Below are 24371 nucleotides of genomic sequence, written 5' to 3'. Positions count from 1 at the left end.
TCATTGGTAATGAACCTTCCTTTCACCAAATTTAAACTGTAGAAATGTCATGATTAAAATAATAATAAATAAGAAAACTGCTTGTGCACTTGCCGATCCAAATTTATAGTTTACAAATGCCTCCCGATAAATCGAATACACAACAAGATTAGTAGAATTGACTGGTCCACCCTGAGTTAATATATCGATCTGACCAAATGTTTGAAAAGCATTGATGATAGTTACCGTGACTACGAAAAATAATGTTGGAGAAAGCATTGGGATCGTAATTCTTCTTAATTTATAAAAATAACCAGCACCATCGATATCTGCACTTTCATATAAATAAGAATCAATTGATTGTAATCCACCTAATAAAATAAGAAAAGTAAAGCCTATATTCATCCAGATTGTTGTAATTGAAACAGCAAAAAGTGCCCAACTAGGATCAGTTAGCCATCCGACACCATCTGCTCCTAGGGCTTCTAAAAACATATTTAGTAAGCCGATTGACGGGTGGAATAAATACAACCAAAATACAGAAGCAGCTGCAACGGATATCCCCATCGTTGATGAATAGACCGTGCGGAAAAATCCAATTCCTTTTAACTTTTCGTTAGCAATCATTGCTAAAAACAAACTAATAATTATCGTTAATGGGACAGTGTATAAAACAAATAGAAATGTTGATTTAATACTCTGCATAAATATTGGTGAGGAAAATAGATTTACATAGTTTTGCCAACCAATAAAAACCGTCGTCTCCCCTGCTGCATTTGTTAAGAAAAAGCTTAAATAAATAGTTCTTCCAAGTGGATAAAAAAGAAATACACTAAATAAAATAATCGAAGGAAGTAAAAATAACATCCCTTTAAAAAAACTCTTCGCTCGTTGCTTCTTTTTCAACTGTTCAAAATCAATAGGGCTCACTTGTGTTTCTTGAATGGCAACATTCTCTACACTCATATCAACACAACCTCTTGTTTCTTACCTGCCCTAGCAGACTTAATTAACTTACCGCTGTTCGAGTCAAAGAAACATAGATTTTCGATATTTATATGTACTGGTACAACATCCCCCGCAGTAATATCCCATTGTCCAGGCCATTTCGCTGTCCATAACTCTGAGCCAATATCAAATGCGATCGATGTTTCATTTCCTAAGTGCTCGACATTTACTACCTCTAGATGATGAGTGGTATTGAGATCAGTTCCTGGATAGAGATGTTCTGCCCTGATTCCAATCGTTACATTATTATTTCTTGGTATGTCATCCAGTGTAGGATTTACTTGAATGTTTAGTACACCTTCTATTAATAGTTGGCTCTCTTTTTCATTTAAGACTGCTTTACCTAAGTTCATTTTTGGTGTCCCAATAAAAGAAGCGACAAATAGATTTGCTGGCTCATTATAAAGAGTGATTGGTTTTCCAACCTGCTGTATCTTACCATCATTGAGAACCATAATTCGATCACCCATTGTCATCGCCTCTACTTGATCATGTGTCACATATACCATTGTTAAGCCTAATCTTTTTTGCAAGCGGCGAATTTCAATTCGCATCTGTGCACGAAGCTTTGCATCCAAATTAGATAGTGGTTCATCCATTAAGCAAAGTGGTGCTTCGCTTACAACTGATCTTGCTAATGCAACCCGTTGTCTTTGTCCACCGGAAAGTTCCCTCGGTTTGCGTTTCAGCAATTCACTTAACCCCATCATTTCGGCAGTCTCTGTAAGTCTCTTTTGCTGCTCCTTCTTATTGACTTTCTTAGCATTTAAACCAAACAAAATATTTTGTTCGACCGATAGATGTGGATATAAGGCATAATTTTGAAATACCATTGATAGATTTCTATTTTTGGGTGGTATATGATTCACTACTTTATCGTTAATTTTTAATTTTCCCGCTGTTATATCTTCTAGCCCTGCAATCATTCGAAGTAAAGTACTTTTTCCAGAACCTGATGGACCAACAAGTACGAAAAACTCACCTTCTTCAATTGAAAGATTAATTTCATTCAATACGCTTTTTTGCTTATCGTATGATTTAGAAATATTTATCAAATCAATTTGTCCCATAAGCGTACCTCCCTTTTCTTAGCCAAGTTTCATTTAACCATAAATATTTCTAAGAAAGGTACGATTTACTAATTCATTACAACGAGTTAACAAAAGATTAATATGATTAATAATGCGTTTACATTTTTTAGGTAATAAGGTCCATTATATTTTTCAGTAATATAAAGATGGGTATATTGAACCTTTTTTCATTATATGGAGCGAATGGTTGCACAGCAATCGAATAGCTGTACAATATTAGGCCACAATGATATCATTTGAAATTGAATTTTAGTTTGCCCTTGAAGAACTGTCAATCAGGATGGGGAGAACAAATTTCACCCTGATCGTTTACTCGAAACTAATAATACTTTGCGTGGGAAATGCATTCAGCATTATATAACATGTAATTCGCATTCCCTTGGATGTAATTTTTACAATGGAGAAATTAGGGAGGTATTTCTGATGGATAATCAAAATCAAGGCTGTACAAAACGTGATGTAGCTGGAGCTAGCTTTTCTATTCATCCAATGAGTGATAGATTTATTGAAATTATTAAATCCGCGCTAAATGAGGTAGATACAAGAAAAGTTCATATGAATACAGATGATGTGTCGACAACAGTAAGGGGAAATCTGATACAAGTATTTGATGTGACGAAAGCAATGTTCCTCCATGCTGCAAAAACAGGAGAACATGTGGCATTTCAAGCTACGTATTCCTTAGGATGTCCAGGTGATTCCAAAGCAGAAGCTTATATCGCAAATGATCAGATTCCTCTAAATGCAGAATTAGTGAACGGAATCAATCAATACATTGCCGCAAAGTTTGCATTATATCCACTTGGGGACGGTAATTATATGGATGTTATTCACAAACAAATTGAAGCAATAAGAAAATATGTTACCGTGAGCGCTGCAAATTACTCCACTCGTCTTGATGGAGATGCATTGGCAATATTCGAGGGGCTAGAGCAGGTTTTTAAAGCAGTAGTAAAAAGTGGATCGAGTCACACAGTAATGACTGTATCCATTTCGGCAAATAGTCCTTCACATGAGAATATCAGTACTGTGATTGCCTAAACTAGAAAGGCACTTAATAACAAACAGCAGGTTTCTACTCAATTTTAATAGGGAAATCAAATGATGATTTCCCTTACACATATTTAAGAGCAACAAATAAAGGTAAGTGGCAATAATTTTCATTTCAATGACTCATCTGCTTCAAACATTTGCGTCAGTTGTTTCCTCTTGAATATCTTTAATCTGGTCAAACAAACTTTTTACTGTACCTACCCCGACGTTATCATATTTTGCTAGAATTACTAATTCTCTTGGCAGTTGTCCGACCGTTTCAATTTGATCCGAATGCAGTTGTTTTAATAAACTTGGAAATCCAGTAAATAATCCCGCTGTTAAAGGAGTTGCTGCTATCTTCTCGGTGATAATCAAATAATCCGTTTTGTAGAAGAAAAGTAAATCCCCTGGTCTCTCAATTATTATATCCCTACGTATCTTTTCCTCTTCAATATAATTTTTAAGCTCTGCAAATAAGATTTCCTCATTCTTTTCGCCAAAACGTTTGACATGATTGGATAGTCCTTCGAGATTATTCGGCAGCTCACTCATAATCCGAGCCTGTTGTTCTGCACCTAAGCGAATCAAATAGGTCTCTGATCGTTCAAAACGCTGTGGTAATAGAAATGCATCTCTTAGAAAATATGGAACCTCTAACTCCTCCCCTTTATAGGTGAGCTTTCGGATTGTGGTAAATCCAGGAGGAACAGGCTGTGCAATGCTGTCGATACTACTTATTTGCTCAGCTTCGACTACCGGTTGCAAATCTTCTACTGTTAAGGTGGTCGTTAAAAGTTCCTCTAATGCACCTAATCGTATCTCAATCTCAGATATATCATAGGATTCAGTCACCTGTGGGTTTGGATCCTGGTAGTCAGGAAATTCAAATTCTACCGGTCCATATGTCTCAACATACCATCTTACAATCAAATAAATAGCTTCCCATGACAGTAAAGCTTCGGAATAGCGGAATTTTCGTGTATCATGTGCTGCCTGATTCCCTATCATTCGTACAGTATGCAATGCATCACGTATTTCATTCGTAATATAACCATTATCACTTAGAATATCGATTCTCTCTACTAATGTTACCCAAGAGTCTTCTGGAAGTTTTTCTACCTTCATTACAAATTGCAATATATTTTCAACAAAAACACGAGCATGTGTGAGCATCGTTCGTGGACTTGTAAATATACTATTCTCTAACTCACAAGCAATTAGTGCGAGTTCCTTATTTAATGGTTCTAGAAATTGATAGTAGTTCTGTATCTTCAAGTTGATTATCTCCTATTAATTTGTGCTGGATATTATTTTAACATAAATAAGCTTAGTTTTAATAAAAGATAGCTGCTGCATATCTCTTAATCTATTAATTTCTCCTTTATAAACGATTGTTCGACAATTAATTATAATTTTCTCAATTTACTATATTTTGTAAACAATTTGTAATATTAGCGAAACCTGTTTGTTATTGGTTATGTGTTAGTATGCATGTAACGTTAAACAAGGGGGAAATACTCATGAAAAAAATAGTAATCGCTTTAGCTTTAATAATCTTTAGTTTTATTGCTTGGGATTCTAAGGTTTCAGCGGAGGAAATCGTTGTACATAAAGGAGAAACTCTATGGGACATTGCCCAAACTGAGAATACTACTGTTGAAAATTTAATTGAACTAAACAATCTTACATCTACTGTTATTTATCCTGAACAAGTACTCTTAACAGAAGGTATAAAGAATAGTCACATAGTAGAAGTAGAAAAAGGCGATACTCTCTGGAAAATTGGCCAGGAATATAGTGTATCAGTAGAAAACTTGAAGCATTGGAACCAATTGGATCATGATTTAATTTCTATCGGACAAAAACTTACTATTGATGGACCAAATATAGATGCTGCATCTGTAGAAACAAACGCTAATGAAGTGTCTGCAAACACTAATACCGAGGAAGATACTGCTATACAAGAAGTTGAAACACCGGTTACTATTGAAGAGGAACAAGCAGAGCAACCTGCCGATACAACAGTTAAAGATGAAAGTATTGCGGGACACACTATTTCCGTTACGTCAACAGCCTACACAGTGCAAAGTGCTGGAGGATCCGGTATAACCGCTACAGGCATCGACTTGAATGCAAATCCAAATATAAAATTAATCGCAGTTGACCCTAATGTTATACCACTTGGAACAGAAGTTTATGTGGAAGGATACGGTCATGCAATTGCTGGAGATACAGGTGGAGCAATTAAGGGTAACAAAATAGATGTCTATGTACCAACTAATCAGGAAGCATTTAATTGGGGAGTTCGTACAGTCAACGTTACTATTAAATAATAAGTTATTTCTTTTGGTTCATAACAGCAAGGGATGATATATTATCCCTTGCTGTTCTATTGCATGAAGTGTTTTTTTATCTAGAGCATATAAAACCCGATCCCCATAATGACATATGCAGCAAATAACACAAGTCCATCAAACCAATTGGAATCACCATCAACCGTAAGCATGATAACGAGTAATACGGCAGTCACCATACTAATTAGTTCGGGCCATGTAAAGACGAGAGGCATTGAAACAGGGAAGAATAAAGATGCGAGTACAAGCACTGGAGCTACAAACATTGCCACCTGCAATGTGGAACCAACCGCAATTTCTACTGCAACATCCATTTTATTTTTAAATGCCATAATAATAGCTGAAGCGTGTTCTGCTGCATTACCGACGATCGCAACAATAATAATACCGATAAATAATTCTGTCCAACCAAACGTTTCACCAACTGCGCTAAATGTATGAACTAACTTTTCCGAAACATAAGCAACTGCAATTGTTGCTAACGCAAGAATGATAACTGCTTTCTTTTTACTCCACTCCGGAACCTCCTCTTCTTGATTCATTGTCTTTGATTCATTATTTTTTTGATAAACACCACGATGAGTAACCAGCTTAAATAGTAGCATGGATAAATATAAAAGGATTAATACAATCGAAATACCAATACTTAGTCCCATCGTTTCCTGATTATCCATTGTGTGTGTAAATACTTCGGGAACAACAAAGGCAACGATAACTGAGAATATTAACAGTCCAGCATTATGTCTTGCATCGTTAACATTGAACGATTGACGCTTATATTTTAGACCTCCTACAAAGAATGAAAGTCCTCCAACAAGCAGTAAGTTTCCTAGAACAGATCCAGTCAAGGAAGCTAGTACAATACCAACGAGCCCTGCCTTTAATGAAAATATAGATATAATTAGTTCCACAGCATTTCCAAATGTCGCATTAAGTAACCCGCCAATTCTCGGTCCCATTACGATCGCTAAACTTTCGGTCGCTCGCCCAATAAACCCTGCTAAAGCAATAATCGTTAAGCAATAAATAATAAACATCATGACTGCTGACCAATGAAATATAGAACCAATTATGGAGAGTGGTAAACCAATTACAATGAGAATGATAAATAATTTGTTCATCATAGAAATTTGCCCCTTTATTTGCTAATATGTTTAACATTCCCATTTAATAGTATTTAATTAGCAAATTCTTGTGCTGTTTTCTTCTCCATGTCCACGGGCACCTCACGATTAATATTTCGCAAAAATTACAAAGCTCTTTTATTTAGGGCTGAAATAGCCAATATCATTATTTTCAATCCCCCTTAATAAAATTAAAAACCATCTCTTCTATGTAAGCGTACAAAAAGAGATGATTTTTAGAATATTAATACCTAGTCCATTTTAACCGGCGTACAGACTGCATATAAATTTTCAGCTGATTCAGAGATATTTACTTCGATAACCTTATATCCTTCATCAACAACTGAGTCATAGTTAATTTTGAATATTTGATTGTTACTCATCACTATCTTCCTCCCTCATATATTTCTCACACAGAAGTTAATATATGCTGGAGTTCGAAAAGTGTGCATAGAAATTGTTATTCTAAATCAAACCTACAGAACATTGATTCGAATTGACTTTACCTTGAATAAGCTGTTTCAATCTTATGAAAAAATAAGCTACCACGAAAGGACTATTCATAAGAAAGACCGAAGTTATATTCATAGCGATTGCCATTTTTGTCTCGATACATATATGATGGATCTTCATCATACCCTGGGATATCGCCAACTTGATTGTTAACTGCTTCCCGACTCGCTGGAATGGTAAATGGGAGCCTTCCTGTTGGATTAAACTTACCGCGAATGACGTCAATAAGTGCTTCAGGCTTCACACCGAACGTACTTATTACCACTGCTGCGTTTGGTTCAACCTTATCAATCAGCCATGGACTAGACATGTTGATGGCAGTTAACGTGGGAACAGTCTTCTGAATCTCCACAATTCGGTCAACCTGATCTATTCCAGTATCCGGTCCAATGACCAAGGTTGGATTATTCTTAAAAAGATCTTGCCAAGGAAGCATCCAAACAAACGCATGTGTTGCTTCTTCAAGGCTATCTACTATGATGATTGAATTATCATAGTTCCGTATTCTCTCTTTTAATTCCCTCGTATTTTGTCCGTTCTCCCCACTAGGAAATTTCTCAACATAAAGCTTGACATTCTTAATTTTTTCATCATTCAATGGCAAAAGATTGTTATCGTTTTTAAGTAAAACAATGGACTTCCGGTGTGCTTCATCTGCACGTTCTTGAGAAGCTGGGTCATTTACAATAGCCAGCGCCTTTTCGGGATCCTTATATGGATTTTCAAACAGTCCTAATTTCATCATTTCTGTCAGCAAATATTTTACCGATCGATTAACACTTTCTTCCTTTACCAATCCCTGATTTACTGCAGAAATAATCGGTTCTGGATTTGGAACGCCGGAAAAAATATTTGTTCCTGCATTAATCGCCTTAGCAAACCTCTCCTCTAATGATAAATTCTGTGCACCCCATGCCCGGTCAATAACTGCGCTGGTGTCAGAATTAACATAGCCTAAGAAATGAAGTTTATCGCGTAAATAACCGTTAATAAAATTTTCATTTAGTGCAAATGCAACTTCTTCAAATTGTTCCGTAGCACTAAATGGTGGTAAGCCTTGATTGGCACTATCATTACTTGGATATGCGTAATAAGGCATTATTGCCGTCGTATCAGCTTCGATAGCTGCTTGAAAAGGCGGCATATGGTACTTCAGGAGACTGCCTGGAGTCGGGTAAATATTAGACTGACCTTCTTTAAAATGTGGGTCTCTGCCATCTGTTCGAACACCACCCCCAGGATAATGCCTTGTTGTTTGGGATACACTGTTTTCATTTAATACATCACCTTGAAACCCTCTGATGACATTATAAATCATTCCGGAGACAAGCTCTGGATGTTCGCCAAATGTTTCCTCCACTCTTGCCCATAATGGATCTGTAGCAACGTCAGCAGAATAGCCATACATTTTGCGTATACCAGTAGCAGTCCACTCCTTAGCAGCAATCTGACCGAATTCTTTGGCTAGGTCAGCTTCACGCGTTGCCGCAAAGCCTAAAGTACCTGGCCAGTAGGAAAACTGACCTGATTCTTCTATATTCGGAGTGCCCAAGACATGATTTCTCGGATTGGAAACGATAACGGCAGGTATACCTAGCCTTGATGCCTCGGCTGCTGCCTGTAGCTCATTATTGTAGTTCGTTATCACATCTGCACTTTGCGTACCTCTAAAAATAAAGTAGCGTGTATGTTGATCGAGAAATTTATTTGGCAGGACGAGCTTATTTTCCTTTATTTCTGGATATTCATTAATTGTCATTAGACCGATCTTTTCCTCAAGCGTCATCAGTGACAACAGATTTTCTACTCGCTCCTCATCAGATAACTCCCAGTTTTCATATGCATCTAAAATTCCATTATCATTTAAATCTCGGTATCGTTTTCCCTCTACAGTTAAAATAGCTTTCGTTCTCGTTTCTACTTCGACATCATTTTGTGCGTGAGCCTGAGGAACCCATAACTGTATGGATAAAAGAATTGCTAGGATACATGGCACTGCTTTTCTATAAATTATAACCATCTACTTTCACCTCACAATAGTAATTTTTAAGTGATTTCCACCTTTCCACTTTACTATCCCAAATTTTGCTATCCTTTATCCAAAATTTGTGGTTTCTTGATTATATTAATCTTCATTCCTTAATTCCTACACTTACTTCCTCACCAAATACAAACTGTGACTGTACAGACACATATGCAGCTATGGTCTTTCCCCCTCTAGTGGTATTCTTTTCATAGAACTGTTATGGTTCTTTATTTTCAAGTAAATTTAATGTATATCCTTATAAGATGATACCGCGATTGTAAACTTCAAATAATCTGTCCATTCACATTTCACACATTGCTCTCAGTTGCTATCCTTCTTTTACTAAAGTAAAATGAAACGTATTTAATAATTTATGATTTGGAAGGATTTTGGATATGAAACGAAATATTGGATTTATTGGTACTGGAAATATGGCGAAAGCAATTATTGGAGGTATTGTGAAATCAGGTTACACCGATCCGCATGATGTCTATGCTTCAAATCGTTCTATCGCGAAATTAATAGATATAAAAGAAGAATATAGAATTAATGTTTTCGAAGATAATTTGTCTGTTGCAGAAAACTGTAATATTATTTTCCTTTCTGTTACTCCAAATGTATATCCTGATGTGATTGAAGAAATAAGAGATGGCATTCGTGATGATGCGATTGTCATTCACATTGCAGCAGGACAAACCATTGCACAAAGTGAGAAACATTTTCAAAGAAAGATAAAAATCGCGAAAGCAATGCCGAATACACCAGTAAATGTTGGAGAAGGTATGACCTCGATTAGTTTTAATCGCTTTGTGACCGAAGAGGAAAAAGAAGAAATTAGAGCCTTGTTTGAAAGCTTCGGTAAAGTAGAATTCATTGATGAGAGTCTAATGGACATTGCAAGTGCCGTTGGTGGTTCCTCTCCTGCTTTCGTATACTTGTTTATTGAAGCTCTAGCAGATGCAGCAGTTTTATATGGGATGCCTAGAAATAATGCATATAAAATCGCAGCACAGTCTGTACTTGGTTCTGCTAAAATGGTATTAGAATCAGACGATCACCCTGGTAAGCTAAAGGATGATGTTTGCTCGCCAGGTGGAACAACAATCGAATCTGTTGCTAGTCTTGAAGAAAACGGATTTCGTTCTGCAATTATTGATGCAGTAAAAGCAAATATGGAGAAACTTAAGAAATAATCGTTCTTGATCTTTAAATAGATGGCAATCTTAAAGCTGGCCTAGTATGATTAGACCAGCTTTTTTATATACCTTGCCGATATGCGGTTGGTGTACTGCCTGTTTCTTTCTTAAATACTCTTGCAAAATAGGAAGAATCCTCATAGCCAACAATCCATGCGATTTCTTCTATCGTTAATGGCTCTGTTTCGAGCAAGTACTTCGCTCGATTCATTCTTAGCATCTGCTGGTATGCTGTAATGGTCATGTTTGTTTCCTTTTTAAAACTCCTAGAAAGATGGCTCGGGTGTGTATTACAAGCCTTTGCTATTTCTACCATATTTAATTGTTGGTCATAATAAGTTTGAATATGCTCAATCGCTATTTGGATTGTTTTAGAATAATGACGTAATGCGCTTTCAGAAACAAGATCACAATATGCCGCGATCATATTATCATGTAATTGATTGAGCGTTGCTAATTTACTTGAGTTTTCAATTTGCAATGCATACTTCTCTGAGATGCGATGAATTAATATCGTTGGCACATTACTATTTCTTGCTGCAATTCGCAACATCGTATTCATTACAATTAGATTATTTTTCATCCTTCTTATTGGCTGATTTGGAAAGCGCTCTGAGAATGAAAACAATAAATTACCCGAGTTAATAAGGTTTAATGCTTCCGTTTTATTTCCTTGCTCAACTGCATACATAAAATCCTTTTCAATTATATAGCGTAGTTCTACTAATTCTGCTTCTTCATCTAAATTTGTGTTTGTCTGACGATTATACTCCGCTTCTCTGGATTTATCAGCAACAATGGTAGCTTGATCTGATTCATTTTCAGACATGGTTTCAAATAGTCTAAGCATACTTGCGAAACTGTTTGCTTGATCAGTCGTTAGCACATAAATTTCATCAATTAGTCCTCGTAAATCCTCCCCCCTAATGCTACTTAAATTATAGTCTCTGGATAAACTATATACGTTTGGCGTTGTAACTAAATATGGTCCAATGATAACCGTATACTCATCCTGCTTTTTAAAGCGAAATCCAAAATAATGCAGTCCCCATTCATTAATATAAGAATAAACGCGTCCATTTTGGTTCATTATATTATGTAAATCTAATATATCGGACTGACCATACCCTGGCATAAAATCGGGAATCATTAAAATCTCATGATAATAGATGAAATCCTTATACTGATCCAATACATAAATATTTAAATTGGTAATCTGCTGCAATTTCATTGCTGTTGTAATTAGTCTGGATTGCTTCATTTTTCTCCCCCAAAGAACTGGTATCGATAATTATTGATATTTTTATCCTTCTTTTGTCAAAAAAGTCCTAACGCTATTATTAAAAGTTAATTATAATTGTAACATAACAACGCTTTCATTATCAAAAAGAATTAGGAGAATTATTATGAGTAATCAACAAGACATTAATCAAACAGAACAATCGAACATAAAAAAAGAATCATTCTTGACTAAAATTTTAGAGGTACTTTCTGGTAGCTTTGCACCAATTATTGGTTTACTTGCAGGGGCTGGTTTATTGAAAGCACTTGTAGCAGTTTTATCAATGGTAGGCTGGCTATCTTCTGAAAGCGGTACCTATATAGTCTTGTCTGCTGCTGGTGGAGCAGTCTTTTATTTCCTGCCAGTATTTCTAGGAATTTCTATCGCCAATAAAATTGGTGCAAATGGATATGTTGGAGGAGTTATCGGTGCGTCTCTACTTACTCCAGAAATTGTCGGTCTTGTAGATGGCGGAGTTGAGTCGATCAACTTTTTAGGAATGCCTGTCCTGTTGGCAGATTATTCCTCAACTGTATTTCCAATATTTATTGCAATGCTTGTTTATGCAGGGCTAGAAAAGGTTTTGAAAAAAGTAATTTATAAAGAGGTTCAAATGTTTATCAATCCAATGATTGCCTTACTCGTAATGGTACCATTAACATTGCTTATTTTTGGACCATTTGGGACTTTACTTGGTGAAGGACTTGGCTTTATCATTAATTTCTTAAGCGCTAAAAGCGGTATTCTTGCTGGGGCTGTATTAGGGAGCGCATGGACATTTCTTACAATTGCTGGTCTACATTGGACTGTCATCCCACTTGCTATTGCAAATCTTGCAACAGGGCCAGACCCAATTATAGCAATGGCGGCACCTGCACCATTTGCACAAGTTGGTATTGCAATTGCTGTATTTTTGAAGACAAAAGACAAGGATTTGAAAGCCCTTGCTGCCAGTGGTATTGTTCCCGGTGGTTTGGCTGGAACAACAGAAGCAATTAACTATGGAATTATTTTACGGTATAGACGAACGATGATTTATGTCATTATTGCTGGAGCGATCGGTGGGGCAATTAATGGAGGTCTTGGTGTGCGAATGATAGAATTTGTACTGCCGAGCTTACTATCCATCCCAGCGTTTTCACCGTTAGGAAGTCACTTAATTGGAATTGGAACTGCTTTCTTACTAGGATTAATTTTAACTTATGCACTTGGATTTGAAGGGAAAAATCAGAAGAAAGCGGATAATTACAGCCATTTAGTTGTTGGTGTAAAACCAGAAACAATTGGAAGTCCATTACAAGGAAAAGTATTACAACTTTCCGAGGTGGAGGATCAGCTTTTTGCAACTGAGACAGTCGGAAAAGGCATTGCTATTGAACCAGAGGTAGGAAAAGTTATTTCACCTGTTAACGGTACGATTACTTCCCTATTCCCAACTGGACATGCAATTGGCATAACAACAAATGCTGGAGCTGAATTATTAATTTTCATTGGAGTAAATACAATTAAACTCGAAGGAAAATATTTCAAAACTCATGTTCAGCAAGGAGATCAGATTAAACAAGGTGATTTACTGATTGAATTTGATATAGAAGAAATTCAAAAAGCTGGTTATAAAACAACGACACCTATTGTAATTACAAATTCTGAAGAATATCTAGATGTGCAAACATCTCGAGTAAAAACTGTTAAGCAAAATGACGATTTAATTAAATTACGTACATTGTAAATTTAAAGGAGCGTAACAAAATTTGTTACGCTCCTTTAATTATTATCACTGTACTATGTAAATTGAAAAAGTATACCTTATAGCTATTAATGCGATTGTGTCTGTTTCATCGGCTTGTTATGTTGGATTTGGATAGTCTCTTGGATGGCTTTAATTTGCAGTGCTTTCGATTTGTCTTGTATTAAATCGATCAGATGATTGCGGATGGTGAAGTTGAAGTATGTAGAAAGGGTTCCTTTATCCGGCTCTCTTTTCTTAAATGGATGCCATATTGTATATGTCGCTCCATGGTAAACAATTTGTTCAGCAGCATTCATACTTAACTTTTGAATATGTTGCAAGTATCGTTTCTGATTTTGCGAAACTATTTCTTGATAGCTATTAAACTTCATCCCCACTCTCCCACCTTTTCCAGAAATCTAAATTGCTCACAAACTCATCTATGATGATAAAGATTTCTTTTCGTTTTTCTAAAATAAATTCATCTCGGCATTAATTTTTTACAAAGATCTTTTCCTAATGAGACAGCAACTAATATTAATTATAGTTAATTTGTACTATTTTTCAATACAAATAATACAAATTAATTATAATTTACAAATAATTTTACGAAATCAGTCAATAATCCTACATCATTCGACAATTCAAATATTTAAAACGTTCCCTATCAAATAGACAGAGAACGTTTCATTTAAAATCATTCATTGATATGATATTGCGCAAACTTAACTTATTTTAAACGTTCCCTTCCGCTGGGATCGGATGATTTGTTAATATTTCTGCTAAATGTACTAAATTATGGCTCGCAACTTGGGCATTATTTTTTGTAAATTCATTTTCATAGCCATTTGCTTCGATATAAGAGGGTCCTGGTCCAGCTTCTCCAACCCAATAAGATAATGGATTAGGAGGCAGCGAGAATCCATAATGACCAAGACTGAAGAGAATGTCTCTAGCAGCATGTTTTGCACCATCCTCATTTCCTGTTACAACAGCGCCTGCTACTTTATTATAATAGATTGGTTGTCCCAATTCATTGGTCTTGCTTCCAGAGCCACTTATTCTTTCCATTACCATTTTAGCAACACTGCTCTTCTCCCCGAGCCAAACTGGCGTGCCGACGAGTAAAATATCAGCTTGTTCTATTTTATTCGCAATTACTGGCCATTCATCACCATTTCCCATGTCGTCTTCCACACCAAATGCTACGTTATAATCTACTACTCTAATTGTTTCAGTTTCTACTTGTTTCTTTTCAAACACATCTATGAAATCTTGTAATAGAGCATCCGTATTGGATTTTTCAGTAGATGGCTTCAGCGAGCAATTCAAGATTATTGCCTTTAATTTCTTCAAAATCTACACCTCTTTCTAATTCATTACTATTCTCTTCCCTAAATTAGACTTATGTAATCATTTTCGGTAAAATTGAACGATTGTACTGCAGAAAAAATGAGCTATCTGATTCGATAGCCCATTTTTAAATCACGTTTATTTAGAAAAAAGATGCTCCAACAATAATTAGAAGAATAAACAACACTACAATTAATACAAATCCACTACCGCCATAACCAACAGCAGGCGCACCATATCCATAGCCGCCACATCCATAACTATATCCAAAACCCATCTTGTTCGCCTCCAATAATATAAGTTTATATTAATATCCTATTCCAACGAAGGATGTACCAACGATAATTAGCAAAATAAACAACACAACCACTAGTGCGAAACTTCCTTGACCAACAGCTTCACCCATGATTATTACACGCCCTCAACCTTTCAGTAGTAATGTATGCAATTGTCATATAATTGATCTGGGCTGCATTTAATCATGTTCGGGGTCAGTCGTAACTATAATTCAGCTATAACCCTGATACACCTGTCCCTTTAGATATATTAAATACTTGCATATACTATCCTGTAGTCATTAGCAAATTATGGAGGTGAAAGAATGTCTTTTGAACAAAACCACGCGCTTTGCCGTAAACATATGGGGAGAGCTGTTGAAATAAGAATGCGTAACGGCCGAATTCACAGAGGTATTATCCGACGTGTTGATAATAGAAGAGTTTATTTGCGACCAATAGGTCAGAATAGAAATTTAGGTGGCTTCGGTTTAGGATATTATGGATATGGCGGTTATGGTGGATTTGGTGCTGGATTTGCGATTGGTGCCATTAGTTCCCTCGTTTTACTTCCTTTTTTATTTTGGTAAAATCCTTAACCCCAACTTCTAATTGGATACCAAAGGTAAATAATTAAAGATTAATGATAAACAGACGGAGAGACTCCGTCTGTTTTGCATTTGTAAAAAGAAGGACTTTTATCTTAGTTACGAATCACACAGTTTACCCTTCCAATCTTTTCATCATGGATGGACTATTCTCTTATTTGGGCAAGCATCCTCGAATCTATAGCAAGTAAATCCTTACTCTTAAGATTTGTATTTTTGGAATAGTTGTTAATTAAATAGTAGCCCACACAATAGCCTAACATTGTTGGGAAATTTGCCAATCCATATAATAATTTCTCATGTTTTCGATCTGTCTTCGAAAGATTACGATTAGGGAAAACGTGGGTTTGCCACATTTTCTCTAATACATCTTCCGAATAATTCGATGTCCAACGAGCTACATAATTTTCACCATACTTTTCATACACAGCATGCTCCGCTAACCCTTCCAAAATAATTGTATCCAGTAATACATAATCTTTTTCTTCCTTTTCATATTGCATTAATCGACAAACATGATTATATTCATGGGTGAACAAAGCTTGGATTTCTTCTTGTTTATTTTCCGGTGATATGAATAAGAATATTTTATCACAGAAAGCTAAACCAGACTTACGATTAAAATTACGAAATAAAATTCGATTCGTTGATTCTGAAGGGAAAATAAACACTGGAATATCTGGTCCACCCCAAGATTTCTGCAGTAATCTCCTTTCTTTTTCTACCATCTTCCAAACTCCATTATTTTGTAAATCTTCTACTTGTTCCAAACCATTTTTTATTGGGCGATACATCCCATTTACTGTTAAGTATTGATATATTTCATATGCTGAAGCATCTTCAAAATATGGCGTTAATCTTTCGCACATTTCAACAGGATTATCATAAGCATCAAGCAACCATTTGTCAGTCCTGATAACACTCATAACCACACCTCCTTGAATATTTCTATCACTAAATTATGCATATTTTATGAATAGGTTCTATCGTCTTTAGGCATCTTCACTTACTATAAACCTTCCCCATGAATAAAATATCAAAGAATCTCAGGACAAAGGAGGTGTATATTACATGTTTCCACGCAGGCAAAGACCACCACGGTATCTATCTTCCCCTAGAAGATATCAGAGAGCACGAATACAACGGGGACCAGGACCTACTAATCCAAGCTTCTTAAATCTCTTTCAAGATAATGATGGAAAATTTGATGTTAACCGTATCTTTACATCTATACAACATATGGAAAAAACTTATAAACAAGTAAGCCCATATATAACGAGATTTATGAAACGCTAAACGAGAGAAATTCCATTGGGATGGGAGTAGAATGCTATTGAACTATCTTGATTTTTTGGCATCATTTGGTGTTGGCGGTGCACATCCTGGAGGTCTGCAATTAACGAAGCATATTTTCTCAACCGAAAATCCAGATGCAACAAAAAAAATATTAGATGCCGGTTGTGGCACAGGACAAACAGCTTCATACATTGCAGAAAACTATGGTTGTCCTATAACTGCATTAGACAAAAATAAACTAATGCTGGAGAAAGCTAACAAGCGGTTCAGATCGTTAAAGCTTCCTATACAAGCTATATATGGTGATATTGAGCAGTTGCAATTTGATGATGATTCTTTTGAACTTGTACTTTCCGAGTCAGTTTTGGCTTTTACGACTATCCCAGTTGCATTAAGCGAGTTAAAAAGAGTTCTAAAGCCAAACGGAGCATTCATTGCAGTTGAAATCGTATTAGAACAGCAACTTCCCCAGATTGAACGGAGAGCAATAACTGAATTCTACGGTTTCTCACAATTACTCACCGAATACAGCTGGAATGTGCTGCTGCAACAAGCAGGATTTAATCAAATAACAATAGAAACATTTAACCAGGAGATTGAAAAGGATAACCTGGAAAGTGCACCTGACTTCTCTCCTTCCGATAACATTGATGATTCAATATTAACAATCATGGATAATCACCAGCATTTATCGAATAAATACAAGGATATATTGGGGTTCCGTATATTTAGATGTTCCTAATAAAATGATCGCTTCATAATTCTAGCTCCAGTTTAATATACTGGGCTATTTTTATCTTTAATTAATACACTTTCTTAGTAATTTAAAGTTATGATAATATTATGATTTATAATTTTTATGAGAAGTATCTATTGAACAGTTCGCGAAAAGAAGGCAGATTGAGGAACCGCGATGACCTCTAGGGTAATCAAGCAAAAATCGTGAATTTAAAAAATAATAGTTATACTGTCTGAAATTATAGTTTGATTTTTCTCATCTATCTAAAAACTTATTGACATAAAAACTAACCATTGGTTATAATATTACCGATGGTTAGTTCTGTATTTAATAACAGCAATTAATAATAGAACTGAGGTGATAATCAACATGGATAGCAAGCATTCACACCGTTCAGAGGAAACAAAAAAGGCAATTCTTACTACAGCTGGGAAACTTTTTGCTAATAAAGGCTATGATGCTGTTTCTATGAGAGAAATCGCAAAACAAGCAAAATGCTCCCATACTACTATCTATCTTTATTTTAAGAGTAAGGAGTCATTACTTCATCAACTCTCCATGCCATCACTTACACAATTAAAACTAAAGATGCAAGAAATTGTTCAATCAAACACTTTACCACCAGAGAAAAAGTTGAAAGAAATGAGCAATCAATTCATCCATTTTTGTTTAAATAATAAAAACCTACATACCATTTTTATTAATGCTAAATCTACACGTGTAGATGAACAAAAGCCTGAGTTAGAAATTAATCAAATTCGCTTAGAGATTTTTAGCATCATGAAAAACACCCTTGGTGAATGCCTGTCTCTTCCAAATGATGATCAATTATTAGCATACTCACGTATCTTTTTCTATAATTTATATGGTATTTTAAGTACTTATTCTTATCAGCATGAGCCTACCGAAGTATTACTTGAACGTTTAATTCCAACATTCGGTCTATCAGTAGAGATTCTTATTTTGGGATTTAAAGCGAATCTAAAATTAGTTGAGGGTGAAGGATGAAGATAAAAAGAGTTTCTGAGCATATTTGGAGTTTAAAAAGCTGGATATACTTCCCTATTCATGTTTGGGTTGTTATCGATGAAGATGGACTCACACTAGTAGATACTGGAATCCCTATGATGGCTAGAGGAATTATGAAGTTTTTGAAACAGCTGGCACCCCTAGAATTAAACCGAATTCTTCTCACACATGGACATTCTGATCATGTTGGCTCTTTGAAAACAATACTGAAAAATATAAGTGTGCCTGTTTGTGCACATCAAATTGAAATTCCTTACATGGAGGGGGATTCGCTCTATCCTAAAAGGAAGAAATTTGAAGAAAATGTTGAAAAAGACATCGTTCAGGCTCTACAGATCAATGAACAAAACGAACTAGTAACTATTTCCGGACTTACCCCTTATTTAACACCTGGGCATTCGCCCGGTCATGTCGTTTACTATCATAATGAAGATCAGGTTTTATTGGCAGGTGACTTATTTACATCGAGAAAGGGCAAATTGAAAAAGCCAATGAGCATGTTTACTGGAGATATGGATGAGGCGGTAAAAAGCAGTGTTATCCTCCAACTATTAAATCCAAAACAGCTAGAGGTTTGCCATGGGAATACTATTCTTGATCCTGTGAATCAACTAGAAGCATATATACAACAATACGAAAAAGATGTTACAAATGAAGTTTGAGTAACGAACATTATTATTATCCTGCATAATAAACTTGAAAGGTTGTGTGTTGCTTGATGATTATTGAAAATGCTTTCTATGCATTATTGTTTTTCTTAGAGTTGGCAGGGCTTATCGCATTTTTCTACTGGGGATTTCATGCAGGCACAGGCCTTTTCATAAAAATTCTACTTGGATTAGGAGGCCCAGTGCTTGTAGCGATTATCTGGGGACATTTTCTTGCGCCTAAAGCTTCCTACCCAGTAACAGAACCGCTGCTTTCAATTCTTCAAATAATAGTTTTCAGTTTAGCCGCCGCTGCATTATATTTTTCTGATAAAAAAATACTAGGAATAGTTTATCTAATAATCGTGCTTTTAACGAAGTTTTTTATCTACATAATAGAACTAAACCCTGATTCTTAAGATTTATCTTAGCTATGTAACTGACTACACTAGTAATAGGGTAAGAAAATATTTTTTATCTAATGAAGTGAAGCCCCAATAATTGGGGCTCCATCTTATCGTTTACGTTTATTCTTCTTATTATCTAAATTCAGGAACTCACTCTCACTTGCAATTTCAACATCTCGCTTCGGACTTGTATCATATTTTATTCCATGGTTCTTCTGTCTGCCCTTATCTTTATTGCGATTTTTATTTTCTTCCGACACTTAACAACCCTCCAATACTATATCGATGTAGAAAAACTTCCCGATTATTATGTCCAAGTACTATTTTCTTATTTACGTATATTTCCTATTGTTTACTGTTTTTATATAGCTCATTTCGTATAGTTACTATTTAGATAAAGTACGACATAACTTTAGATGATATTTGCTGCCTTGGCTGTCACTCCAGAAATAAACTACGCTGGGATTGTGCGTTCCGTACCAACGGTTTAGTTGAATAAACGGTTATTTTGTCGGAAACATATACAAAAATTCGCGAAGCAAAAGAAGCTAAATATGGTTTTAGGGGAAATCGGCCTTCCCGATTTTTCTTAATATATTGTGACTTAATGCGGATTGCAAATAAATTCATTAACTCTACTATGGTAAGTTACCTTAAATTCTACTATAATAAAATGTTGGTATTAATAATAAAAGAACGATTCCAGATAGAATTGATTGTTGAAAGGCATAGTAATCCATAAACAATGAACTTTAGGATTAATTATTATTTGGTTATGCTTTACTTTTCATGGAGGTTTTATAAAAATGAGTTTACTTACAATTGATAAGCTAGGTCACAGCTTCGGTGACCGGACTTTATTTAAAGATGTATCATTCCGGCTTGTTGCTGGTGAACATGTTGGGTTAGTTGGTGCAAATGGTGTTGGCAAATCCACTATGATGAATATTATTACAGGGCAATTGATCCATGATACTGGTCAAGTTCAGTGGACACCAGGCACCAATTATGGTTACCTGGATCAGCATACTGTACTAACAAAAGGAAAAACGATTCGTGATGTGCTTCGTGACGCATTTCTTCCCCTATTTGAGCAAGAAAAGCTGCTTAATGAAGTAACCGAAAAAATGGGATCAGCAACATCTGAAGAATTGGAAGAGTTGCTTGAACAAATGGGGATTATTCAAGATAAACTCGAGGCCGGCGGATTTTATACGTTAGATATTAAAATTGAAGAAGCGGCTCATGGCCTCGGAATTGATGCAATCGGACTTGATAAGGATGTATCCGCGCTAAGTGGCGGACAGCGTACAAAGGTGCTGCTTGCAAAACTTCTTTTGGAACAGCCTGAGGTGCTCCTTCTAGATGAACCGACGAACTATTTAGATGTGGAACATATTCAGTGGCTAAGCAACTATTTAAAGGAATATCCACATGCCTTTTTACTAATTTCTCATGATACGGGATTTATGAATGGTGTTGTAGACGTCATTTTCCATCTTGAATTTTCTAAGCTCACTCGCTATACAGCTACTTATGAGAAATTTCTTGAGCTTGCAGAAATTAATAAAAATCAGCATATCAATGCATATGAAAAGCAACAGGAATATATTAAGAAACAAGAAGATTTCATAGCAAAAAATAAGGCGCGATATTCAACAACTGGACGAGCGAAAAGTCGTCAGAAGCAATTAGAGCGAATGGAAAGAATCGACAGACCAGAAACAGCGATGAAGCCGACATTTCAATTTAAAGAATCTCGCAGCAGCAGTCGATTTGTATTTGAAGCTGAGGAACTTGAAATCGGCTATGATCGTCAACTATTTCCGAAGCTAACGACTACAATCGAACGCGGCGACCGAATTGCGATTGTGGGTAGTAATGGTGTTGGAAAATCTACCCTTTTGAAAACAATACTTGGAGTAATTGAGCCTATTAGTGGAAAACGTGTCCTAGGTGATTTCATTTATCCTTCTTACTATGAGCAAGAAGTGCAGGCACCAAATACTACACCCATTGATGAGGTTTGGAATGCCTTCCCACATTTAAATCAAGCACAAGTACGTGGAATTCTAGCTAAAGTTGGTTTGAAAAATGAGCATATTTCACGACCAATGAAACAATTAAGTGGTGGGGAGCAATCAAAAGTTAGAATATGTAAATTAATGCTCAATGAAAGCAACTGGCTTTTATTCGATGAACCAACAAATCATTTAGATGTCGTAGCGAAAGAAGAATTAAAGCGAGCGTTAAAAGAATATAAAGGTACCATTGTGTTAGTCTGCCATGAGCCGGAATTTTATGAAGATTGGGTAACGAAAGTATGGAATGTAGAGGAATGGGCGAAGTAGTACCGCACTCTAAATTATAACAAAAGAGCACTGTAATCTTTTTCCTTACAGTGCTCTTTCGCTATCCTATATTAGCGTAGACGATTAAACCATGCTCTCAAATCTTGATAATTCTGCTGAGAAACCGTGTGTCCTGTATCATATTGCTTAAACTCCACATCTGCTCCATTTTTCTTAAAGAATTGTTCACTTGGTGGAGCCCAATCAAATGGCAAGACAGGATCCTGTTCACCATGGGATATAAAGATTGATAGACCCTGAAGATCTTTATTATCATTCTCCTGTTTTATGAAATCAGGTATATAGCCACTAAGGGCAGCTATTCCTTTAATTTTATTGTCAAGTATCAGTCCCAGGCTCATAGAAAGAATTGCTCCTTGACTGAATCCCATTAGATAAAGCTGCTTTTGATCAATTGGATATTCTTCACAGCTGTAATCGATAAATGCTGTAAGCTTTGTTGTTGCCTGGTCAAAAACATCGCGATGGGGTTTTCCAAATTCCTCCATCGTAAAAAAGGCATATCCTGGTGGTTGTACAATTGGCCCTCTGACGCTAAAAATAAAATAAGTCTCCTCTAATCCTTGAACTAATTGTAAAAGATCCTGCTCATTACTGCCCATTCCGTGGATTAAATATAATGCTGGATAGCTTTTGCCCTCTTCTATTTCAGTTGGCTTACGTAGTTCATATACTAAAGATGCGCTCATGCTTTTTTCCTCCTTTTATCTACTAGATTAGCCTTCATTTGTGATCGAAGGAAATATACCTTCTCGAAATTACTTTTTATAAAACTCTCTTTATTATACGATATTGTTACTTTTAAACATAGACTATGCAGAGAGATTGCCCCATAAATAAAAAAACAGGTGAGCAATTAATTTCTCTTTGCTCCCCTGCTATTACTAATTTAATTCGTAATTGTTACTTTTACTGTTCTTCTTCCCCAGTTCAATGCAGCTTTTTGGGTTGGAACATAAACGTCAATCTTATTCCCTTTAATCGCTCCACCAATATCGCCTGCAATTGCATAGCCATATCCTTCAACATGGACAACAGAACCTAATGGAATGACACTTGGATCTACCGCAATAACTTTTGCATTTGGATTTTTTCTCAAATCAATACCAGTTGATGTAACTCCAGATCCACCAGAACTTTCAATTGTATATGCTGTTGATGACATCATTAGTGTTTTTTCTGTCGACTTTTCAACAGGTTCCTGTTTTTCTTGTACTTGTTTTTCTTGTACTTGTTTTTCTTGTACTTGTTTTTCTTGTTCCTGTTTTACTGCTGTATTAGATTGTTGCTTAGTATCCGTGCTTTTTTTAGTACTAGCTTTTACTTCGCTACTTTTTGATTCGGAGCTTGTTGTTGTTGCTGCTACTTTTACTGCTGGTTTCGCTGTTTGTTCTTTTTCCTTAGCAGCTTGTGCTGCAGCTCGAGCCGCTTCTGCAATTTTTTCCTTTGTTTCTGCTTCAAGTGCAGTGAGATTCGAATCCTTGTCTTGTAAATCTCCAACTAAAGCAACTAATTCTTGTTGTTTGTTTTCCAGTTCTTTCTTACTTGCTTCATTTTGCTGTTTTTGTTCATTAATTGCTAATTGTGCTTCTTCTTGCTCCAATTTCAAAGCGTTTAATTTATCTAATTTTTCTAGCGAGAGTTTTTGATTTTCTTCTACTTTCTTAATGTCTATGTCCAGTTCTTCCATTAAAATTGCATCAGATTCTGCTATTTTATTTACTGAAGAGACACGGCTCAGAAAATCACCAAAGTTTTGAGAACCAAAGATAACTTCTAGAAACGAAATAGAGCCACCAGATTTCTGATAAGATGATACTCTATTTTTTAAGATTTCATAGCGCTTTTCGATTGAAATCTCTAATTCTTGCTTCTCAGCCTGTAATGTTTCGATTTCACCAATTGTTCCTGTGATATCTTGCTCAGTATTTTTCATTAGGTCTTGATTCTCTATTAATTTTTGATTAACTTGTTCTATTTGATTATTCAATTCCTCAATTTCAACCACTACACTAGCTATTTGACCTTCTGCATCAGAAAGATTTTCTTTAATTTCCTTACGTTGATCTTGTATTGCTTCTAAATCATTAGTGGATTCTGCATAACTATAATTGCTTACTGGAAGTCCAAGAGCAATTATTGTAGCTAAGGTAATTGCAACTAATTTCTTTTTCAATTTTCCCCCTGCTTTCTTTTTAGCATCATACCATCTTTTCTCTCTATTGGATGTATTTTCCTAAGTCGAAGTATAGCATTCTAAAATGACGTTACTATGTTAAAGGGATTACAGTTATGTTTCAAGGTGTAA

26 protein-coding genes are annotated in these 24371 nt (G+C 35.8%); 11 read left to right on the top strand and 15 right to left on the bottom strand.

The window, feature by feature from the left end:
- Window positions 1–945, bottom strand: coding sequence for a carbohydrate ABC transporter permease (locus CUC15_RS08215; protein WP_205317675.1), 945 nt, complete (start codon window positions 943–945; stop codon window positions 1–3).
- Window positions 942–2057, bottom strand: a complete 1116-nt coding sequence (locus CUC15_RS08210; protein ID WP_114916191.1) for an ABC transporter ATP-binding protein — start codon at window positions 2055–2057, stop codon at window positions 942–944. The genes CUC15_RS08215 and CUC15_RS08210 overlap by 4 nt, the downstream gene beginning before the upstream one ends.
- 444 nt (window positions 2058–2501) lie before the next feature.
- Between CUC15_RS08210 and CUC15_RS08205 the strand changes: the two genes are divergently transcribed.
- Window positions 2502–3119 carry a YkoF family thiamine/hydroxymethylpyrimidine-binding protein gene (locus CUC15_RS08205; protein WP_114916190.1) on the top strand — a complete coding sequence of 206 codons (618 nt, stop codon included), beginning with the start codon at window positions 2502–2504 and terminating at the stop codon, window positions 3117–3119.
- A 141-nt stretch (window positions 3120–3260) separates the two neighbouring features.
- On the opposite strand, the gene CUC15_RS08200 is transcribed toward CUC15_RS08205, so the two are convergent.
- A complete protein-coding gene (locus tag CUC15_RS08200) occupies window positions 3261–4388 on the bottom strand; it encodes a DUF4145 domain-containing protein (protein WP_242985975.1) in 1128 nt (375 codons plus the stop codon).
- Window positions 4389–4633: 245 nt separating this feature from the next.
- On the opposite strand from CUC15_RS08200, the gene CUC15_RS20635 reads away from it, so the two are divergent.
- Window positions 4634–5446 (top strand): LysM peptidoglycan-binding and 3D domain-containing protein, encoded by an 813-nt coding sequence (locus CUC15_RS20635; protein ID WP_114916188.1) that lies wholly within the window; start codon window positions 4634–4636, stop codon window positions 5444–5446.
- An 80-nt stretch (window positions 5447–5526) separates the two neighbouring features.
- Here the strand turns inward: CUC15_RS20635 and cax are convergent, their stop codons facing one another.
- The 3 genes from cax to CUC15_RS08185 form a co-directional block, all read right to left on the bottom strand.
- Window positions 5527–6591, bottom strand: a complete 1065-nt coding sequence (cax, locus tag CUC15_RS08190; protein ID WP_114916187.1) for a calcium/proton exchanger — start codon at window positions 6589–6591, stop codon at window positions 5527–5529.
- Window positions 6592–6842: 251 nt separating this feature from the next.
- The gene (locus tag CUC15_RS20630; RefSeq protein ID WP_278309204.1) at window positions 6843–6974 is read right to left on the bottom strand and encodes a hypothetical protein; all 132 of its coding nucleotides are present in this window, start codon (window positions 6972–6974) and stop codon (window positions 6843–6845) included.
- A 173-nt stretch (window positions 6975–7147) separates the two neighbouring features.
- Window positions 7148–9124: a glycoside hydrolase family 3 protein gene (locus CUC15_RS08185; protein WP_114916186.1), complete on the bottom strand. Its 1977-nt coding sequence runs from the start codon at window positions 9122–9124 to the stop codon at window positions 7148–7150.
- A gap of 401 nt (window positions 9125–9525) precedes the next feature.
- Here CUC15_RS08185 and proC point away from each other — a divergent pair, with 401 nt between their 5' ends.
- A complete protein-coding gene (proC, locus tag CUC15_RS08180; protein WP_114916185.1) occupies window positions 9526–10323 on the top strand; it encodes a pyrroline-5-carboxylate reductase in 798 nt (265 codons plus the stop codon).
- 64 nt (window positions 10324–10387) lie between these two features.
- Here proC and CUC15_RS08175 read toward each other — a convergent pair whose 3' ends face one another.
- Entirely contained in the window at window positions 10388–11587 is a 1200-nt protein-coding gene (locus tag CUC15_RS08175) for a helix-turn-helix domain-containing protein (RefSeq protein ID WP_114916184.1), read from the bottom strand.
- 145 nt (window positions 11588–11732) lie between these two features.
- Between CUC15_RS08175 and CUC15_RS08170 the strand changes: the two genes are divergently transcribed.
- Window positions 11733–13337 carry a glucose PTS transporter subunit IIA gene (locus CUC15_RS08170; protein ID WP_205317674.1) on the top strand — a complete coding sequence of 535 codons (1605 nt, stop codon included), beginning with the start codon at window positions 11733–11735 and terminating at the stop codon, window positions 13335–13337.
- Window positions 13338–13423: 86 nt separating this feature from the next.
- On the opposite strand, the gene CUC15_RS08165 is transcribed toward CUC15_RS08170, so the two are convergent.
- From CUC15_RS08165 to CUC15_RS08150, 4 genes are all read right to left on the bottom strand, one after another.
- Entirely contained in the window at window positions 13424–13729 is a 306-nt protein-coding gene (locus CUC15_RS08165) for a hypothetical protein (protein WP_114916183.1), read from the bottom strand.
- Window positions 13730–14072: 343 nt separating this feature from the next.
- A complete protein-coding gene (locus tag CUC15_RS08160) occupies window positions 14073–14693 on the bottom strand; it encodes a flavodoxin family protein (protein WP_114916182.1) in 621 nt (206 codons plus the stop codon).
- Window positions 14694–14832: 139 nt separating this feature from the next.
- Window positions 14833–14967, bottom strand: coding sequence for a YjcZ family sporulation protein (locus CUC15_RS08155; protein ID WP_114916181.1), 135 nt, complete (start codon window positions 14965–14967; stop codon window positions 14833–14835).
- A 30-nt stretch (window positions 14968–14997) separates the two neighbouring features.
- The gene (locus CUC15_RS08150) at window positions 14998–15096 is read right to left on the bottom strand and encodes a YjcZ family sporulation protein (RefSeq protein WP_114916180.1); all 99 of its coding nucleotides are present in this window, start codon (window positions 15094–15096) and stop codon (window positions 14998–15000) included.
- 195 nt (window positions 15097–15291) lie between these two features.
- Here CUC15_RS08150 and CUC15_RS08145 point away from each other — a divergent pair, with 195 nt between their 5' ends.
- On the top strand, window positions 15292–15555 hold the full coding sequence (locus tag CUC15_RS08145) for a hypothetical protein (protein ID WP_114916179.1): 264 nt from the start codon (window positions 15292–15294) through the stop codon (window positions 15553–15555).
- Between the two features lie 164 nt (window positions 15556–15719).
- On the opposite strand, the gene CUC15_RS08140 is transcribed toward CUC15_RS08145, so the two are convergent.
- The gene (locus CUC15_RS08140) at window positions 15720–16499 is read right to left on the bottom strand and encodes a DUF2268 domain-containing putative Zn-dependent protease (RefSeq protein WP_114916178.1); all 780 of its coding nucleotides are present in this window, start codon (window positions 16497–16499) and stop codon (window positions 15720–15722) included.
- 145 nt (window positions 16500–16644) lie between these two features.
- Here CUC15_RS08140 and CUC15_RS20840 point away from each other — a divergent pair, with 145 nt between their 5' ends.
- From CUC15_RS20840 to CUC15_RS08115, 5 genes are all read left to right on the top strand, one after another.
- Window positions 16645–16869: a YppG family protein gene (locus tag CUC15_RS20840; protein WP_114916177.1), complete on the top strand. Its 225-nt coding sequence runs from the start codon at window positions 16645–16647 to the stop codon at window positions 16867–16869.
- A 37-nt stretch (window positions 16870–16906) separates the two neighbouring features.
- On the top strand, window positions 16907–17611 hold the full coding sequence (locus CUC15_RS08130; protein ID WP_423241367.1) for a class I SAM-dependent methyltransferase: 705 nt from the start codon (window positions 16907–16909) through the stop codon (window positions 17609–17611).
- A gap of 366 nt (window positions 17612–17977) precedes the next feature.
- Window positions 17978–18616 (top strand): TetR/AcrR family transcriptional regulator, encoded by a 639-nt coding sequence (locus CUC15_RS08125; RefSeq protein ID WP_114916175.1) that lies wholly within the window; start codon window positions 17978–17980, stop codon window positions 18614–18616.
- Entirely contained in the window at window positions 18613–19299 is a 687-nt protein-coding gene (locus CUC15_RS08120) for an MBL fold metallo-hydrolase (RefSeq protein WP_114916174.1), read from the top strand. Before CUC15_RS08125 ends, CUC15_RS08120 begins: the two co-directional genes overlap by 4 nt.
- A 56-nt stretch (window positions 19300–19355) precedes the next feature.
- The gene (locus CUC15_RS08115; RefSeq protein WP_114916173.1) at window positions 19356–19703 is read left to right on the top strand and encodes a YrdB family protein; all 348 of its coding nucleotides are present in this window, start codon (window positions 19356–19358) and stop codon (window positions 19701–19703) included.
- 95 nt (window positions 19704–19798) lie between these two features.
- Here CUC15_RS08115 and CUC15_RS20260 read toward each other — a convergent pair whose 3' ends face one another.
- Window positions 19799–19951, bottom strand: coding sequence for a hypothetical protein (locus CUC15_RS20260; protein WP_205317673.1), 153 nt, complete (start codon window positions 19949–19951; stop codon window positions 19799–19801).
- A gap of 546 nt (window positions 19952–20497) precedes the next feature.
- Here CUC15_RS20260 and CUC15_RS08110 point away from each other — a divergent pair.
- The gene (locus tag CUC15_RS08110) at window positions 20498–22042 is read left to right on the top strand and encodes an ABC-F family ATP-binding cassette domain-containing protein (protein ID WP_114916172.1); all 1545 of its coding nucleotides are present in this window, start codon (window positions 20498–20500) and stop codon (window positions 22040–22042) included.
- A 71-nt stretch (window positions 22043–22113) separates the two neighbouring features.
- Here CUC15_RS08110 and CUC15_RS08105 read toward each other — a convergent pair whose 3' ends face one another.
- Window positions 22114–22752: an alpha/beta hydrolase gene (locus CUC15_RS08105; RefSeq protein ID WP_114916171.1), complete on the bottom strand. Its 639-nt coding sequence runs from the start codon at window positions 22750–22752 to the stop codon at window positions 22114–22116.
- Window positions 22753–22952: 200 nt separating this feature from the next.
- The gene (locus CUC15_RS08100; protein WP_114916170.1) at window positions 22953–24239 is read right to left on the bottom strand and encodes a 3D domain-containing protein; all 1287 of its coding nucleotides are present in this window, start codon (window positions 24237–24239) and stop codon (window positions 22953–22955) included.
- Between the last annotated feature and the right edge of the window lie 132 nt (window positions 24240–24371).

The sequence above is a fragment of the Oceanobacillus zhaokaii genome (assembly GCF_003352005.1).
Taxonomy (GTDB): Bacteria; Bacillota; Bacilli; order Bacillales; family Amphibacillaceae; genus Oceanobacillus; species Oceanobacillus zhaokaii.
This window is presented reverse-complemented; position numbering and strand designations above follow the sequence as displayed.